At 65.2% G+C, this 15,615-nt stretch carries 14 protein-coding genes; 2 read left to right on the forward strand and 12 right to left on the reverse strand.

Going from position 1 to position 15,615, the window contains the following annotated elements:
• Window positions 1–4: 4 nt before the first annotated feature.
• The 6 genes from VC352_RS10470 to VC352_RS10495 form a co-directional block, all read right to left on the reverse strand.
• Window positions 5–1,591, reverse strand: coding sequence for a GMC family oxidoreductase (locus VC352_RS10470; protein ID WP_322979499.1), 1,587 nt, complete (start codon window positions 1,589–1,591; stop codon window positions 5–7).
• Between the two features lies 1 nt (window position 1,592).
• The gene (locus VC352_RS10475; protein WP_322979500.1) at window positions 1,593–2,426 is read right to left on the reverse strand and encodes an ABC transporter ATP-binding protein; all 834 of its coding nucleotides are present in this window, start codon (window positions 2,424–2,426) and stop codon (window positions 1,593–1,595) included.
• Window positions 2,414–3,217, reverse strand: coding sequence for an ABC transporter permease (locus tag VC352_RS10480; protein WP_119694039.1), 804 nt, complete (start codon window positions 3,215–3,217; stop codon window positions 2,414–2,416). Before VC352_RS10480 ends, VC352_RS10475 begins: the two co-directional genes overlap by 13 nt.
• A 176-nt stretch (window positions 3,218–3,393) precedes the next feature.
• Entirely contained in the window at window positions 3,394–4,380 is a 987-nt protein-coding gene (locus VC352_RS10485; protein ID WP_322979501.1) for an ABC transporter substrate-binding protein, read from the reverse strand.
• Between the two features lie 183 nt (window positions 4,381–4,563).
• Complete coding sequence (locus tag VC352_RS10490) at window positions 4,564–5,937, reverse strand: aspartate aminotransferase family protein (RefSeq protein ID WP_322979502.1); 1,374 nt, start codon at window positions 5,935–5,937, stop codon at window positions 4,564–4,566.
• 78 nt (window positions 5,938–6,015) lie between these two features.
• Window positions 6,016–7,509, reverse strand: a complete 1,494-nt coding sequence (locus tag VC352_RS10495) for an aldehyde dehydrogenase (protein ID WP_322979503.1) — start codon at window positions 7,507–7,509, stop codon at window positions 6,016–6,018.
• Window positions 7,510–7,973: 464 nt separating this feature from the next.
• Here VC352_RS10495 and VC352_RS10500 point away from each other — a divergent pair, with 464 nt between their 5' ends.
• Window positions 7,974–8,894 carry a LysR family transcriptional regulator gene (locus VC352_RS10500; protein WP_322979504.1) on the forward strand — a complete coding sequence of 307 codons (921 nt, stop codon included), beginning with the start codon at window positions 7,974–7,976 and terminating at the stop codon, window positions 8,892–8,894.
• A 149-nt stretch (window positions 8,895–9,043) separates the two neighbouring features.
• On the opposite strand, the gene VC352_RS10505 is transcribed toward VC352_RS10500, so the two are convergent.
• From VC352_RS10505 to VC352_RS10530, 6 genes are all read right to left on the reverse strand, one after another.
• The gene (locus VC352_RS10505; RefSeq protein WP_322979505.1) at window positions 9,044–9,349 is read right to left on the reverse strand and encodes an NIPSNAP family protein; all 306 of its coding nucleotides are present in this window, start codon (window positions 9,347–9,349) and stop codon (window positions 9,044–9,046) included.
• A gap of 155 nt (window positions 9,350–9,504) precedes the next feature.
• Window positions 9,505–10,587: a P1 family peptidase gene (locus tag VC352_RS10510; protein ID WP_322979506.1), complete on the reverse strand. Its 1,083-nt coding sequence runs from the start codon at window positions 10,585–10,587 to the stop codon at window positions 9,505–9,507.
• Window positions 10,580–11,440 carry an ABC transporter permease gene (locus VC352_RS10515; protein WP_322979507.1) on the reverse strand — a complete coding sequence of 287 codons (861 nt, stop codon included), beginning with the start codon at window positions 11,438–11,440 and terminating at the stop codon, window positions 10,580–10,582. Before VC352_RS10515 ends, VC352_RS10510 begins: the two co-directional genes overlap by 8 nt.
• Window positions 11,437–12,324 (reverse strand): ABC transporter permease, encoded by an 888-nt coding sequence (locus VC352_RS10520; RefSeq protein WP_322979508.1) that lies wholly within the window; start codon window positions 12,322–12,324, stop codon window positions 11,437–11,439. The genes VC352_RS10515 and VC352_RS10520 overlap by 4 nt, the downstream gene beginning before the upstream one ends.
• Window positions 12,324–13,430 (reverse strand): ABC transporter ATP-binding protein, encoded by a 1,107-nt coding sequence (locus VC352_RS10525; protein WP_322979509.1) that lies wholly within the window; start codon window positions 13,428–13,430, stop codon window positions 12,324–12,326. The genes VC352_RS10520 and VC352_RS10525 overlap by 1 nt, the downstream gene beginning before the upstream one ends.
• A gap of 74 nt (window positions 13,431–13,504) precedes the next feature.
• On the reverse strand, window positions 13,505–14,542 hold the full coding sequence (locus VC352_RS10530) for a spermidine/putrescine ABC transporter substrate-binding protein (RefSeq protein ID WP_322979510.1): 1,038 nt from the start codon (window positions 14,540–14,542) through the stop codon (window positions 13,505–13,507).
• 212 nt (window positions 14,543–14,754) lie between these two features.
• Here VC352_RS10530 and VC352_RS10535 point away from each other — a divergent pair, with 212 nt between their 5' ends.
• Window positions 14,755–15,606: a MurR/RpiR family transcriptional regulator gene (locus VC352_RS10535; protein WP_322979511.1), complete on the forward strand. Its 852-nt coding sequence runs from the start codon at window positions 14,755–14,757 to the stop codon at window positions 15,604–15,606.
• Window positions 15,607–15,615 lie beyond the last annotated feature (9 nt).

The raw sequence follows: 15,615 nt of genomic DNA on the forward strand, positions 1-15,615 counted from the left end.
AAGCTCAGCCCTGGCGGATCAGGTCGGCCGCCTTCTCGCCGATCATGATGCACGGCGCGTTGGTGTTGCCGCTGATCAGCGTCGGCATGATCGAGGCGTCGGCCACGCGCAGGTTGGCCACGCCGCGCACCTTCAGCTCGGGCGTGACCACTGCTGCGTCGTCGCTACCCATCTTGCAGGTGCCCACCGGGTGGAACACGGTGGCGGCCTTCTCACGCAGGTGCGCCAGCAGTTCCTCGTCGCTTTGCACCTGCGGGCCGGGCAGCATCTCCTCGCCACGGATATCGGCGAACTGTGGTTGGGCGAGAATGCTGCGCGCCAGCTTGACCCCTTCCACCAGCACGCGGGCGTCCTGCTCGTCGCTGAAGAAGTTGAAGTCGATGCTCAGGCTGCGGCCCTCGCCTAGGCGCACTTCGCCAATGCTCTTCGGGCGCAGCACGCAGGTGTGGATGGCGTAGCCGTGGCCCCACTCGAACAGACGGCCGCGATGGCTGCGGTAGCCGGGCACGAAGTGCATCTGCACGTCGGGCAGGTCGCCTGCCAACGGCGTGCGGGCGAAGCCGCCAGCTTCGACGTAGTTGGTGGTCAGCCAGCCCATCTTCTGCGCCAGGTACTTGAACGGCGAGGCGATGATCTTCGGCAGCGCGCCGATGGAGAAGCCCAGAGACAGCGGGCTCTTCGAGCGCACGGTGAGGGTGCCGTCGATATGATCCTGCAGGTTCTTGCCGACGCCGCGCAGGTCGACCTTGCAGGCCACGCCGGCCGCCTCAAGCTCGGCCTTCGGGCCGATGCCGGATTTCAGCAGGATATGCGCCGAGCCCAGCGCGCCGGCGCAGAGGATGGTCTCGCGGGTGCACTGCAGGGTGCGCCACTGGCCGTTCTGGCGCAGCTCCAGACCCGTGACGCGCTCGCCATCGAGCAGCAGGCGCTCGACTTCGCAGCCGGTCAGCACGACGAGGTTGTCGCGTTTACGCACCGGGGCGACGAAGGCGCGGTAGCTGGACAGGCGCCGGGCGTTCTTCTGGGTGACGTTGTAGAGGCCTACGCCTTCCAGGCTGCCACCGTTGAAGTCGTCGTTGCGCTTGAGGCCGATCTGCTCGGCAGCGCGGATGTAGCGCTCGGACAGCGGGTTGGGGTCGCGCGGTTTGTCCACCAGCAGCTCGCCCTGGGTGCCGTGGTAGTGCAGCGACTGGCCCAGGCAGTTGCCTTCGGATTTCTTGAAATACGGCAGCACGTCGTTCCAGCCCCAACCGGGGCAGCCGGCAGCTTCCCAGCGGTCGTAGTCGCTGGCATCGCCACGGATGTAGATCATGCTGTTCATCGAGCTGGAGCCGCCGAGGGCCTTACCACGCGGTGTGTGCAGGCGACGCCCGGCGAGGTGCTTCTGCGGCGCGGAGAAGTAGTTCCAGCTGAACACCTTGCTCTTGTACAGGGTGATGGTACCGGCCGGTACCTGCACGCGCGGGCTGGCGTCGCTGCCGCCGGCCTCGATCAGGCACACGCGCACGGCCGGGTCGGCACTCAGGCGGTTGGCCAGCACGCAGCCAGCCGAGCCGGCACCGACGATGAGGTAGTCGAAGCTGCCTTCCATCTCAATGCACCTCTTCCATGTCATCGTGCAGCAGGCCGAGGATATGCCGCTTCATGCGGATGAACTCGGGCTCCATGACCACGTCGAGGGTGCGCGGGCGCTCGATGGGCACGTCGAGAATTTCCTTGATCCGCCCCGGGCGCGCGCCCATCACGTAGATGCGGTCGGCGAGCAGGATGGCTTCGTCGATGTCGTGGGTGACGAACACCACGGTCTTCTTGCTGTTGCCCCACACCTGCAGCAGCAGTTGCTGCATCTGCAGGCGGGTCTGGCTGTCGAGGGCGCCGAAGGGTTCGTCCATCAGCAGGATCTGCGGGTCGTTGGCCAGCGCACGGGCGATGGCCACGCGCTGCATCATGCCGCCGGAAAGCTGCTTAGGGTAATGCTCGGCGAACTTCGCCAGGCCCACTTCGTTGAGGTAGAACTCGACGATGGTGCGGATCTCGCTGGCCGGCAGCTTGCGCCGCTTGAGGCCGAACTCGATGTTCTGCCGCACGGTCAGCCAGGGGAACAGGGTGTAGCCCTGGAACACCATGCCACGGTCGGCGCCGGGGCCGTCGACCTTCTGCCCGCCAACGTAGATCTCGCCCTCGGTGGGCTCGTTGAGGCCGGCGGTGAGGTAGAGCAGGCTCGACTTGCCACAGCCGGACGGGCCGACGATCACCGCGAACTGCTGATCCGGCACCTCGAAGGAGACGCGATCCAGTGCGGTGAAGGTGTCGCCCTTGGGCGACTGGTAGCGCAGGCTGACGTTGTCCACCTTGAGCCGCGCGGCGACCTCGGCGTACGCGCTGAGCGGCGGCATGATGTAGGGTTTCTTGGCTACTGCGCCCATGCGGCAATCCTCAGTCGAAGCAGACGGAACAGTTGATCGGTGATCAGCCCGAGCAGGCCGATGATGGCGATGGCGAGGAAGATCACATCCACCTGGAAGCCGCGCATGGCCTTGAGGCTGATGTAACCCAGGCCACTGGATGCGGCGACCAGTTCGGCCACTACCAGATACGTCCAGGCCCAGCCCATGGTCACCCGCAGGGTGTCGAGGATGCCGGGCAGCGAGGCCGGGCCGAGCACGTGCAGCACCACGTCGCGGCGGCTGGCGCCGAGGGTGTAGCTGGCGTTGAGCAGGTCACGCGAGACGCCCTTGGAGACGTCGGCGACCATCACCAGTTGCTGGAAGAACACGCCGAAGATGATCACCGCCACGCGCTGTTCCAGGCCGATGCCGATCCACAGAATGAACAGCGGCACGAAGCTGGTCACCGGCAGGTAGCGGATGAAGTTGACCAGCGGTTCGAGAAAGGCCTGGACGATGCGAAAGCTGCCCATCAAAAGGCCCAGCGGCACCGACACCAGGGACGACACGACGAAGCCGATCAGCACCACTTCCAGGCTGGCCAGCACATGCTTGCTCAGGGTGCCGTCGCCGGCCAGGCGCACGCCGGCGGCGATCACGTCGCCCGGCGTCGGCAGGAACATCGACGGCACCACGCCGCCATAGGACAGCAGCGCCCACAGGCCGAGCACCAGCAGCCAGCACAGGCTGCTAGCGCCCAGCACCAAACGACCAGGCAGGTCGACTTTCGGGGTCAGGCAGCGCTGCACCCAGGATTTTTGCGTGGCCATTAACCACCTCGTGTTGCGGGTATTGGGAAGACGCACGGAAAACGGCAGGTGACCACCGTCAGTCCCCTCGCCCCTTTGGGGAGAGGGCTAGGGAGAGGGGAAGACACCTTCATGCGCATGCTTCCAACCCTCTCCCCCGGCCCCTCTCCCACAAGTGGGAGAGGGGAGCAGAGCACTTACGGTGCGACGAACGAGGTATCCACCAGATCCTCATAGCTCACCGCGTAAGGCTTGCCCTGCAGGGTGCTCCAGGTCTCGTTGGCCAGCTTGATGATCTCGGCGATGTCGCCGGCCTTGCCGGGGGTGCCGAGCAGCTTCTCGCTCATGGCCTGGTCGTAGAACTTCACGCCCTTGGCCGCTTCGGCCAGATCCTTGGGATCGGACAGGTAGCCGCCAACACCCTTGGCCATGATCTCGTAGGCCTTCTCCGGGTTCTGCTTGGTGTACTCGACCGCCTTGTACAGGCCGGCAACCAGCGCCTTGACGTCTTCCGGCTGCTTCTCGATGACGCCGCAGTCCAGCGCCACCACGTCGACGATCACGCCGGGTGTAGCGCTGCTGTCGACCAGCACCTTGCCGCTGCCCTTCTGCTTGACCATGGTCAGGTTCGGCTCCCAGGTCACCGCCGCCGGTACGTGGCCGGCGATGAAGGCCGAGGCGGCATCATCGGCGGTCATGTTCTGCACCTCGATGTCGCTCATGCTCATACCGGCCTTCTTCAGCAGGTAGCTGAGCCAGAACTGCGACACCGAGCCCTCGTTGACCGCTACCGCCTTGCCCTTGAGGCCCTGCATGTCGGCGATGTCGTTCTGCACCACGATGCCGTCGCCGCCGTGGGATTCGTCCAGCGCCGCCACCGCCTTGAAGCAGAAGTCCTTGGAGCGGTACTTGAGGATTTCGTCGATGGTCGAGGCCGAGCCGGACAGTTTGCCCGAGGCCTGCGCGGCCATGTACATCGAGGCTTCCTCGATGGTGGTCAGTTGCAGGTCGAGGCCGGCTTCCTTGAAGTAGCCGAGGTCACGGGCCAGGTACAGGGTGCCGTAGCCGACCCAGGTGGTGTGACCGATGGATAGGGTGCCGGCCTGGGCGGTGGCAGCCATGCCGGCAGCCAGTGCGGTGCACGCGAAGGAACGGACGATACGGTGGCGCAAGGACGATTTCATGTAGCACTCCCACAGCCTGTTGGCTCGTTATTGGTTTGCGTGGGGCAGGGATTGGCCAGTGGCCGAATTACACGTATACGGGCCGACCTCGTTGGATCGGCGCCTGGTTCTTCGCCGCCCTCTGTGGGGCGGTTTCAGGGGCTTTTCGTGGGAGCGGCTTTAGCCGCTCCTACAGCCTTCGGCTCACATCAGGTTCAGCTCGCGCCCGGTGCGATCCACCGCGCGTTTGGTCTTCTCCACCAGTTCGTCCAGCTCGGCATGCGTGGCCACCAGCGCCGGCGCCATGATCATCCGGCCGAGGGTGGAGCGAATGATCAGCCCCTCGTCGAAGCCGACCGTGCGGCAGTGCCAAGCGATGTCGTTCTCGTTGGCGAAGCGCTTGCGCGTGGCCTTGTCTTCGGCAAACTGCAGCGCGGCGACCAGGCCGCTGCCCTGGACATCGCCGATCAGCGGATGGTCGGCGAAGGTCTCGCGCAGCAATTTCTGCAGGTACGGCCCGGTGTCGGCCTTGACCGTCTCGACGATCTTCTCGTCGCGCAGCGCGGTGAGGTTGGCGATGGCCACGGCAGCCGCCACCGGGTGGCCGGCGTAGGTCAGGCCGTGGGCGAACACACCACCTTCCTGCACCAGGGCGTCGGCGATGCGGCCGCTGAGCACCAGGCCGCCCATGGGGATGTAGCCGCTGGTCAGGCCCTTGGCGATGGTCAGGGTGTCCGGTTGGAAGCCGAAGTGCTGGTGGGCGAACCACTCGCCGGTACGGCCGAAGCCGCCGATCACTTCGTCGGCACAGAGCAGCACGTCGTACTGGCGGCAGATGCGCTGTACCTCGGCCCAGTAGCTGGCCGGCGGAAAGATCATGCCGCCAGCGCCCTGGAAGGGTTCGGCAACGAAGGCAGCGACGTTCTCGGCGCCCAGTTCGAGGATCTTCGCTTCCAGCTCACGGGCGGCCTTGAGGCCGAAGGCTTCTTCGGACAGCTCACCGCCCTCGGCGAAGTAGTAGGGCTCACCGATATGGGCGAAGCCCGGCAGCATGCCACCCATCTCGTGCATGAACCCCATGCCGCCGAGCGCGGTGCTGCCCAGGGTGGAGCCGTGGTAGCCGTTCCAGCGGCCGATCATGATGCTCTTGCTCGGCTTGCCCACCACCTGCCAGTAGCGGCGCACGGTGCGGATCAGCACCTCGTTGGCCTCGGAGCCGGAGTTGGTGTAGATGGCGTGGCTGTAGTGCTTGGGCAGCAGGCTGAAGAGCAGCTCGGACAGCTCCACCACGCGCGGATGCGTGGTGTGGAAGAACAGGTTGTAGTACGGCAGCTCTTCGAGCTGGCGCGTTGCGGCGGCATTCAGGTCGGCGCGGCCATAGCCCAGCGCGGTGCACCACAGGCCGGACATGCCATCCAGATAGCGCTTGCCGTCCGTGTCCCAGAGGTTCAGACCCCGACCCTTGGCGATCACCAGCGCGCCCTTTTCGTTGAGCGCCTTCTGGTCGAGGAAGGCATGGATATGGTGCGCCGCATCCAGTGCCTGGTATTCGGCTGTGCTGTGCTTCGGGGCAGTCATCGCAAGGTCTCCGTGGATTCTTGTCATCACTCGCAGGATGGGTACAGCGCAGCGATAGCCATCGCCACGCCGCATCGGCTATCCACGGAGCTGGAACCAGGTGGTTTTCAGTTGGGTGTACTTGTCGAACGAATGCAGCGACAGGTCGCGGCCGAAGCCGGACTGCTTGCCGCCACCGAACGGCGTGCTGACGTCCAGCGCATCGACGGTGTTGACCGACACGGTGCCGGCCTTGAGGCGGCGGGCGACACGGTGGGCGCGGTTGAGGTCGTCGCTCCACAGCGAGGCGGCCAGGCCGTAGACGCTGTCGTTGGCCAGGGCCACGGCTTCGTCCTCGCTGTCGAATGGCAGCACCGCCAGCACCGGGCCGAAGACTTCCTCGCGGGCCAGGCGGCTGCTCGGCGTAACGCCGGTGAAGATGGTCGGCGCGATAAAGTTATCCGAGCCGCCCACGGTCAGTTGCTGGCCGCCGCAGACCAGGCGTGCACCGTCGGCCTGGGCGCCGTTGATGAACTCCATGATGCGCGCGGTCTGCCGCGCCTCGACGATGGCACCGGCACGGCTGGCCGGGTCGAGCGGGTCGCCGGGCAGCCAGTCGTGCGCCTTGGCCTGCAGGCGCTCGACGAACTCATCGTGGATCGAACGCTGCACCAGCAGGCGCGAGTTGGCCGAGCACACCTCGCCCTGATTGAAGAAGATGCCGAAGGCGGCCTTCTCGGCGGCCAGATCAAGATCCTGGCAATCGGCGAACACCAGATTGGCGCTCTTGCCGCCGCACTCCAGCCACACCTGCTTGAGGTTGGACTGCGCCGAGTAGCCCATGAAGTATTTGCCCACCTCGGTGGAGCCGGTGAAGGCCAGGCAGTCGACATCCATATGCAGGCCCAGGGCCTTGCCGGCGCTCTCGCCGAGGCCCGGCACCACGTTCAGCACGCCTTCCGGCAAACCGGCCTGCAACGCCAGTTCGGCCAGACGCAGGGCGGAGAACGGTGACTGCTCGGCGGGCTTGAGCACCACCGAGTTGCCGGCGGCCAGGGCCGGCGCCAGCTTCCAGGCGGCCATGTCCAGGGGGAAATTCCACGGCACCACGGCGGCGACCACGCCCAGCGCTTCGCGGGTGATGGTGGCCAGCACGTTGCGCGCACTGGGCGCGACCTCGTCGTAGAGCTTGTCGAGGCTCTCGGCGTACCAGCGGAACACGCCGGCAGCGCCGGGCACGTCGATGTTCCAGGCATCCATCACCGGCTTGCCCATGTTCAGCGAATCGAGCAGCGCCAGTTCGTCGCGATGGGCCAGGATCAGCTCGGCCAGGCGCAGCAGCACCTGCTTGCGTTCGCCCGGGGTGCGCTGCGACCAGACGCCCGCCTCGAAGGCCTGGCGGGCGCTGCGCACGGCCAGTTCGACCTCGGCCTCACCACAGGCGGCGACCTGCGCCAGCACCTGGCCGGTGGCCGGGTTGATGGCCGCGAAGGTGGCGCCGGACTGCGCCGCCACACGGCGACCACCGATGATGGCCTGTTCGATGAAGGCTTGCTGCCGGGCGCGTTGCTGCCAGTCGCTGAGTTCGTACACCACAGTCCCCTTGTACCGTTTGGCGGTTGCGGAACTGATGGTGGCGCAAGCCCGAAGATAGGAAAAATATTAAAAATGTCGCCGGGACATACGAAAAAGATGGTCACACCCGCACCAAGGCAGTGCAGCCCGCCAACTCCTTGTGCAAATACCCAACGACGCGCCGCCAGGCCGCGCCACGCCTGACGCGAAGCACACCAAACCGCCCCACACCACGCACCATTTCAGCCCGCCCCACACCCCGGTAGGGTGGGCCGGGCGGCGATCCGCTTCAGCACGTAGGGTGGGCTTCAGCCCACCAAATGATTCACACGCCCACTACCCGCACCGAGTACGACTCTTGCAAGGCATCCCCCGCCCGGAGCCATAAAAAATATGGCCACTGGCAAACAAGATGCTCGCCTACCGCCCCCTGATCTGCGGGTATGGTGAGAGCCAGAAGAAGATCGTCCGAGGTTCCTTGCGTGGCTGCCTACACCCTGCGTCAACTCAAGTATTTCGTCACCACCGTCGAGTGCGGCAGCGTCGCCGAGGCGTCGCGCAAGCTGTACATCGCCCAGCCGTCCATCTCCACGGCGATCAAGGGCCTGGAAGAGAGCTTCGGCGTGCAGTTGTTCATCCGCCACCATGCCCAGGGCGTGTCGCTCACCCCCAGTGGCGCGCGCTTCTACCGCAAGGCGCAGGAGCTGCTGCGCATGGCGCACGAGTTCGAACAGAACGCCCTGGCCGACAACGATGTGGTCGCCGGGCAGATCGATATCGGCTGCTTCGAGACGGTCGCCCCGCTTTACCTGCCGCGCCTGATCGCCGGCTTTCGCCAGCGCTACCCGGGCGTGGAAATCCGCCTGCACGACGGCGAACAGCACGAGCTGGTGCAGGGCCTGACCGCCGGCCGCTTCGACCTGGCGATCTTCTACGAACACGACCTGGACGGCACCATCGAGACCGAACCGCTGATGCCGCCACAGCGGCCCTACGCGCTGCTGCCTGAAGGCCACCGCTTCGCTGCCCAGGCGCAGGTGTCGCTGCGCGACCTGGTGCTCGACCCGATGATCCTGCTCGACGTGCTGCCGAGCCGGAACTACTTCGTGAGCATCTTCGAGGAACTGGGCCTGTCGCCGAACATCGTGTTCAGTTCACCCTCCATCGAGATGGTGCGCGGCATGGTCGGCCAGGGCTTCGGCTTCTCCGTGCTGGTCACCCGCCCTCACTGCAACACCACCTATGACGGCAAGCAGGTGGTGTGCGTGAGCATCACCGAAGACGTCACCGGCTCCGGCCTGGTCGCCGCCTGGCTCAAGCGCGCGCAACTGACCAAGCCGGCGCAGCTGTTCGTCGATTACTGCAAGGCGGAACTGGGCGAGAAGCGCGAAGTCGCAGCCTAGCAGGCCGTTGAAAAACGTAGGCGAGGCAGGCAAGACAAGGCAAAAACAGCCGAAAAAGCGCAGTTTACGTGTTGTAAATGAGCATTTTGAGGCTGTTTTTAACGCAGTATTGCCAACGCAGGTAGTTTTTCAACAGCCTGCTAGCCCGCCTACTCGAACACAGGCCGGAAGAAGCTGCGCTCGTAGCTGAGGATGCAGCGCGTCTCTTCGGCGTAGCGGAAGGCCGCCTGACACTCGGCGTCGGCGAAGGAGTCCTGACGATAACGTTCGTATTCGGCCAGGCTGGGGAAGCTGAACAGCGCCAGGGCCACGTCGTTGGCGCCCTCGGACGGCAGGAAGTAACCGTGGTGCGTGCCGCCGAAGCGCTCTACCAAGGGGATCCACAGCTTGGCGTAGTGCTCGAATTCCTTGAGTTTGTAGGGATCGACGATATAGCGCAGATAGCAGGTGATCATGCTGTCCTTCCTTGCAGGCAGGTTCGATAAGCACGCGATCTAAACACGCTGCGGCGAACGGCGCACCTGCTCAAGCGCGAGCGCGCTTCACGTAGCCCGGATGCAATCCAGGGACTCGGTATCGCCTGTCCCCCGGATTGCATCCGGGCTACGCATCACGCCCCGACCACCAGTTGGCGCAAACGCTCGCCATCGATGGCCCGGCACATCCCTTCGGGCTTCTGCATCGGCGAATCCTCAGCAGCGAGCATGGCATTGAGCACCGCCTCGTCGGTAGCCTGCACGGCGGCCAGGTACAGGGCGTCGAAACATTCGTCGTTGAGGTAGTCGAGGTTCAGCCGCGTCTGCGACACCTGCGGCAAGGGCCGTGGGTTGGCCACGCTGAAGGCGAGGAAGATATCGCCGGAGTTGTTACCACCCGGCGTGCCGGCCAGGGCGATACCGAGGCCGGCGCGCTGCGCCAGGCGCTTGAGCTGGTGCGGCAGCAGCGGCGCGTCGGTGGCGAGGATGACGATGATCGAGCCACGCTCGCGCTCCAGCCCGGCCGGCAGTTCATCTTCCAACCGCTCACCGACCGGCACGCCACAGACCTTGAGCCAGGCGCGTTGGCCATGGTTGGCCTGCACCAGGGCGCCGAGGGTGTAGGTCTGGCCGTCGATTTCGACAAGGCGCGAGGCGCTGCCAGTGCCGCCCTTGTAGCCGTAGCAGATCATGCCGTTGCCGCCGCCGACGTTGCCTTCGGCGATGGCGCCGCCCTTTGCCGCATCGAGCGCAGCCAGGGCATCAGCCTCGCTGACATGCTGGCCGTTGATGTCGTTGATCACCCCGTCATAGGTCTCGGCCACCACCGGCATGGCCCACAGGTGCTCGCGCTGCCAGGAATCGGCGTACTGGCGGATCGTCCAGCGCGCGGCGGCGTGGTGGACGATACCGACGCTGTGCGAGTTGGTGATGCACAGCGGGCCGACGAAGTAGCCGCCGTGTTCGATCCAGTGCGTACCGGTCATCTCGCCATTGCCGTTGAGCGCATGGAAGCCCGCCCACACCGGCTGCGGCTCGCTATCGCGACCGCGCGGCAGGATGGCGGTGACGCCGGTCTGGATGCGCCGGCCGTTGTCGGCCACGCCATCGAGGGTGCGGTAGCCGACCAGCACGCCGGGCACGTCGGTGATGGCGTTGCAAGGGCCGGGGGTGCCGGGCAGCGGCAGGCCGAGTTCGCGGGCGCGAGGTTTAGCCATGGGAGTCATCCTGGGAAGTGGCAGGCTTGCGGTTGCGCAGGTACAGGCCGAGGGCGGCGATCAGCAGCGAGGCGATCAGTAGCAGGGTGGCGATGGCGTTGATCTCCGGCTTTATGCCGCGGCGGATCATGCCGTAGATGAAGACCGGCAGCGTGGTGGAGTCCACACCGGCGATGAAGTAGGTGATCACCAGGTCGTCCATCGAGATGATGAACGCCAGCAGCGCACCGCCGATCACGCCGGGCAGGATCTGCGGCAGGGTCACCCGGCGGAAGGTCGTCCAGGGCGAGGCCCCGAGATCGGCCGAGGCCTCCTCCAGGCGCGTGTCCATACCGGCAAGGCGTGCGCTGACGATCAGGAACACGTAGCTGATCAGGAAGGTGCAGTGGCCGATGATGATCGAGCCCTTGCCCAGCGGCATGCCGACGCCGACGAAGAAGATCAGCAGGGCGATGCCGAGCACGATGTCGGGCATCAGCATCGGCATGAACAGCAACACCCGGTAGAACGTCTGCAAGCGGAAGCGATAGCGCGCAATCGCCAGCGCGGTGAGCGTGCCGATTACCGTGGAGATCGCCGTGGTGGTCAGCGCCACCACCAGGCTGGTGCGCAACGCTGCCAGCAACTGGTCGGTGGATTCGACGTACAGCGCGTTCTCGCTGAGGTTGGTGGACAGGCCGAACAGCGAGCGATACCAGTCCAGGCTGAAGCCGTCCCAGATCATCATGTTGATCGGGTTGCTGTTGAACGAGTAGGCGACGATCAGGCCGATCGGCAGGTACAGGAAGACGAAGAAGGCCAGGCTGTAGCCGCCCAGCAGACGGCGCCCGAGGTTGGCGAACAAGGTGCTCATCGGCTGGCCTCCTGTGCGCTGTTGCGCCCCTGCGCCAGCACGTAGAGCACCAGGCACACCAGCACCGCGGCCATCAGCAGCATCGCCAGGGCGGCGCCGAACGGCCAGTTGCGCGCGGCGAGGAACTGCTGCTCGACCAGGCTGCCGATCATCAGCACGCGCGCGCCGCCGAGCAGTGACGGCACGATGAAGTTACCCAGGCTGGGGATGAAGACGATGATCGAGCCGGCAGCGATGCCCGGCAGGGTGAGCGGGAAGATCACCTTCCAGAAACTCTGCCAGCGGCTCGCGCCGAGATCCGCCGAGGCTTCCAGCAGACGCTTGTCGAGCTTCTCGACGCTGGCGTAGACGGGCATGAACATGAACGGGATGAAGATGTAGGTCATGCCGATCAGCACCGCCGTCTCGGTGTAGATCAGCTCCACCGGGTTGTAGAAGCCCAGTGCCGCCAGCGCGGTATTGATCACGCCGCTAGGGCGCAGGATCAGCAGCCAGGCATAGAGGCGCACGATCAGGCTGGTGAAGAACGGCAGGGTGATCAGGAACAGGCAGAAGTTGCGCATCCGCTCAGGCTGGCGCGCCACCCAGAAGGCTGCCGGGTAGCACAGCGCCAGGGTCGCCAGCACGGTCAGCGCGGCCAGCTTGAACGAGCGCAGGATGATCTCCAGGTAGACCGGATCGAACTCCTCGTTGGTGCCATCGGCCCAGCCCAGCACACGGCCGAAGTTGTCCGGGTAGAAGCTCCACTCGACGCCGCCGTAGAGCCCCGGTTCGAGCAGGCTGTAGACGGCCATGATGGTCAGCGGGGCGAGAAAGAACACACCGATGATCAGCGTCACCGGGGTCAGCAGACCGACCAGGCGCAGGCGCTCGCGCATTAGCATCAGGCACCTCCGGGGATCAGGTGCGCGGCCTCCAGGCCGTACCAGAGCTGCACGTTGTCGCCGGTGCGCAGGCGTTGCGGCGCGGCGTCACGCAGCACCGCCTTGACCAGGCGGCCGTGGCTGGTGCGCAGCAGCAATTCGAAGTCCTTGCCGATGAACAGCAGCTGCTCGAGGCGCCCTTCCAGCGCGGCGAAGCCCTCGCCGGGGCACTGCAGGTGGAATTGCTCGGGGCGCAGTATGAGCTGGGCATACTGGCCGACGCACAGGTCGGGGTGGTGCGCCTGCAACAGGTCGCCCTGGCTGTCGAGCAGGTAGGCGATGCCGTCGTCGATCGAGCCGACGTGCACGTCGAACAGGTTGCTCTCGCCGATAAAACCGGCGACGAAGGCGTTGGCCGGGCGGTGGTAGATCTCCGCCGGGGCGCCGATCTGCTGGATATGGCCGCCATTGAGCACGACGATGCGGTCGCTCATGGTCAGCGCTTCTTCCTGGTCGTGGGTGACGAAGACGAAGGCGATGCCCAGCTCGTGCTGCAGGTTCTTCAGCTCGCGCTGCATGGCCTGGCGCAACTGGCGGTCGAGGGCCGACAGCGGCTCGTCGAGCAACAGCAGTGCCGGGCGGTCGACGATGGCACGGGCCAGCGCCACACGTTGCTGCTGGCCACCGGAGAGCTGGCCGGGCTTGCGCCGCTCCATGCCGCCCAGGCCGACCATTTCCAGTGCCTCGCCGACGCGCTGAATTTTCTCGGCCTTGGCGACGCCGCGCACGTCCAGCGCATAGCCGACGTTGTCGCCGATGCTCATGTGCGGAAACAGCGCGTAGCTCTGGAACACCGTATGCACCGGGCGCCTATGCGGCGGCACCAGATTCATCGGCTGACCCTGGATCAGCAGCTCGCCGCCATCGAGTTGTTCGAAGCCGCTGATGGTACGCAGCAAGGTGGTCTTGCCGCAGCCGGACGGCCCCAGCAGGGTGACGAATTCATTGCTGCCGACAGCCAGGTCGAGGCCATCGAGGGCACGCACCAGGTGACCTTCCGGCGCACGGTAGTGCTTCACCGCGCCCCGGATCTCGACCACCGGCGCGGTTTGGGTGAAAGCGGTCATGGAGGGCTCCATCAATATCGGAGTAATCGCGGCTGAAGCCGCTCCTACAGGGCTTCAGCCGCGACCTGGCGGGCTCAGTTGGCGGTACGCACCCGCGTCCACACCCGGTCGTATTGCTTCAGGCCCTTGCCCAGATCCTGGAAGATCTGCAGCTTGGCCATGACATCGGCCGGCGGGTTGACCTGCGGGTTGTCACGCAACTCGGCCGGCAGCAGTTTCAGCGCTTCCTTGTTCGGCGTGCCGTTCATCTGCTGCGCGGTGTTCAGCGCGGCGATCTCCGGCTGCAGGAAGAAGCTCATGAAGCGCTTGGCGTTGGCCTTGTTCGGCGCGCTCTTGAGCACGCACATGTCCTCCTGGTACATGGTCGCGCCTTCCTTGGGGATGACGTAGGCGAGGTTCTGCGGATCCTGCTTCACGTACATCATGGCGCCGACGAAATAGTGCGAGGCGGCGGCGTCGCCGGATTGCACCATCGGCACGCTGTCGTAGGTGAACGCGGATATCAGCGGCTTGCGCTCGATCAGCCAGGCGGCGGCCTGCTTGAGCTCGGCCGGGTCGGTGCTGTTGACCGACTTGCCGTCCTTGATCAGGCCGACGCCGAGGGTCTCGCGCATATCATCGAGCATGATCACCTTCTTGCCGGCCTTGGCCTCGGCGAAGAAGTCGTCCCAGCTCTCGATCGGCTTGGAGACCTTGTTCTTGTTGTAGAAGATGCCCACCGTGCCCCAGGCGTAGGGCATGCAGTATTCGCCCGTGGGGTCGGACTTGGAACGCAGGAAGGCCGGATCAATATTGGCGAAGGCGGCATCCTGGTTGATGTCGGTCTTCTCCAGCAGCCCGAGGGCGGCCATGGTGTCGTGCATGTGCACCGAGGGGAAGACGATGTCGTAGCCTTTGGCGCCGGCCTGCAGCTTGGCCAGCATCTCTTCGTTGCTGCCGTAGGTGTCGAGCGACACCTTGATGCCGGTCTCGGCGGTGAAACGGGTCAACACCTCGGGGTTGATGTAGTCGCCCCAGTTGTACAGGCGCAGTTCTTCGGCGGCCTGGGCGGCGCCGGTGACGAGGCCGCTGCCAAGCGCGACGCACAGGGCGAGATGACGCAGTATGGGCATGTTCCTGTTCTCCACTGTTGTGGCCGCGCAGGGCGCGACATTTGCTTGTTGCGGCAGGAAGCGCGAGCGTCGGCGACGAGGTGGAAAGACTTCTGCTGGCTCTCTCACCCAAACAGCGGCCAATCGACAGCTCTTTGCGTTACGACTGCAGAGTAGAATATATTTCTTCCAAAGATCAATATACTGACATTTAAATGTCAGAACGATTTGGCATGGCAGGGGAATCGGACATGCTCGATGGCAAGATGCAACACCTGGAAGGCAAGCTGACGCCGGCCGAGCGCACCCTGTGGGTCTACATCCAGGCCAACCTGGAAACCCTGGCCTTCGAGAACGGCGCCACTCTGGCAGCCAAGAGCGGGGTCAGCCCCAATACGGTCAGCCGCTTCCTGCGCCGGCTCGGCTACAAGGGCCTGAAGAGCCTGAAGGACGAGCTGCGCGACGAAGTGCGCGTGCAATCGCTGCTCAACCCGGCGCTGATCGAGCGGGTCGAGCAACCGGAAGACCTGGTGGCCCACCTCAACGAGGAAATCGAAGCGCTGCGCGCCTTCGCCGAACTGCTCGGCAGCCAGCACTGGCGCGATATCGTGGCGCGCGTGGGCGATGCCGAACGGGTATTCGTCTGCGGCTTCCAGACCATTCGTGGGCTGGCCGAGGACTTCGCCAACCGCCTGGCCCTGGTGCGCTCGGGGGTGGAATTTCTCGACCTCTACAGCGGCGTGCTCGGCCAGTGGCTGGACAGCCACAACCAGCGCTGCTGCGTGATCCTCATCGACATCGCGCCCTACGCCGACGCCGGCATCGCCTTCGCCAACAACTGCCTGCAGCAGAACACCGACCTGGTGGTGTTCACCGACGAATACGGCATCGCCAAGCATATCGACACGCCATACATCGTCACCATGAAGACCAAGACCGGGCTGATCCTCGAATCCACCGGCGGCCTGACCAGCGCCCTGAACGTGCTGCTGCACTGTGTCGCCAGCGCCCACAAGGATCAGCTCAAGGAACGCCTCGGCGCCTACCGGGCGCGAGTCGAGAGCCTCAAGCTGTATCGCAGTTAGTAAGGTCGT

The organism is Pseudomonas sp. C11 (assembly GCF_034683865.1).
Classification (GTDB): domain Bacteria; phylum Pseudomonadota; class Gammaproteobacteria; order Pseudomonadales; family Pseudomonadaceae; genus Aquipseudomonas.

Coding starts and splice junctions, on each gene's coding strand:
- VC352_RS10535 (WP_322979511.1), top strand. CDS start 14,755: ATGGCAGGGGAATCGGACATGCTCGATGGCAAGATGCAACACCTGGAA.
- VC352_RS10480 (WP_119694039.1), bottom strand. CDS start 3,217: ATGGCCACGCAAAAATCCTGGGTGCAGCGCTGCCTGACCCCGAAAGTC.
- VC352_RS10515 (WP_322979507.1), bottom strand. CDS start 11,440: ATGAGCACCTTGTTCGCCAACCTCGGGCGCCGTCTGCTGGGCGGCTAC.
- VC352_RS10470 (WP_322979499.1), bottom strand. CDS start 1,591: ATGGAAGGCAGCTTCGACTACCTCATCGTCGGTGCCGGCTCGGCTGGC.
- VC352_RS10510 (WP_322979506.1), bottom strand. CDS start 10,587: ATGGCTAAACCTCGCGCCCGCGAACTCGGCCTGCCGCTGCCCGGCACC.
- VC352_RS10475 (WP_322979500.1), bottom strand. CDS start 2,426: ATGGGCGCAGTAGCCAAGAAACCCTACATCATGCCGCCGCTCAGCGCG.
- VC352_RS10530 (WP_322979510.1), bottom strand. CDS start 14,542: ATGCCCATACTGCGTCATCTCGCCCTGTGCGTCGCGCTTGGCAGCGGC.
- VC352_RS10525 (WP_322979509.1), bottom strand. CDS start 13,430: ATGACCGCTTTCACCCAAACCGCGCCGGTGGTCGAGATCCGGGGCGCG.
- VC352_RS10520 (WP_322979508.1), bottom strand. CDS start 12,324: ATGCTAATGCGCGAGCGCCTGCGCCTGGTCGGTCTGCTGACCCCGGTG.
- VC352_RS10490 (WP_322979502.1), bottom strand. CDS start 5,937: ATGACTGCCCCGAAGCACAGCACAGCCGAATACCAGGCACTGGATGCG.
- VC352_RS10505 (WP_322979505.1), bottom strand. CDS start 9,349: ATGATCACCTGCTATCTGCGCTATATCGTCGATCCCTACAAACTCAAG.
- VC352_RS10485 (WP_322979501.1), bottom strand. CDS start 4,380: ATGAAATCGTCCTTGCGCCACCGTATCGTCCGTTCCTTCGCGTGCACC.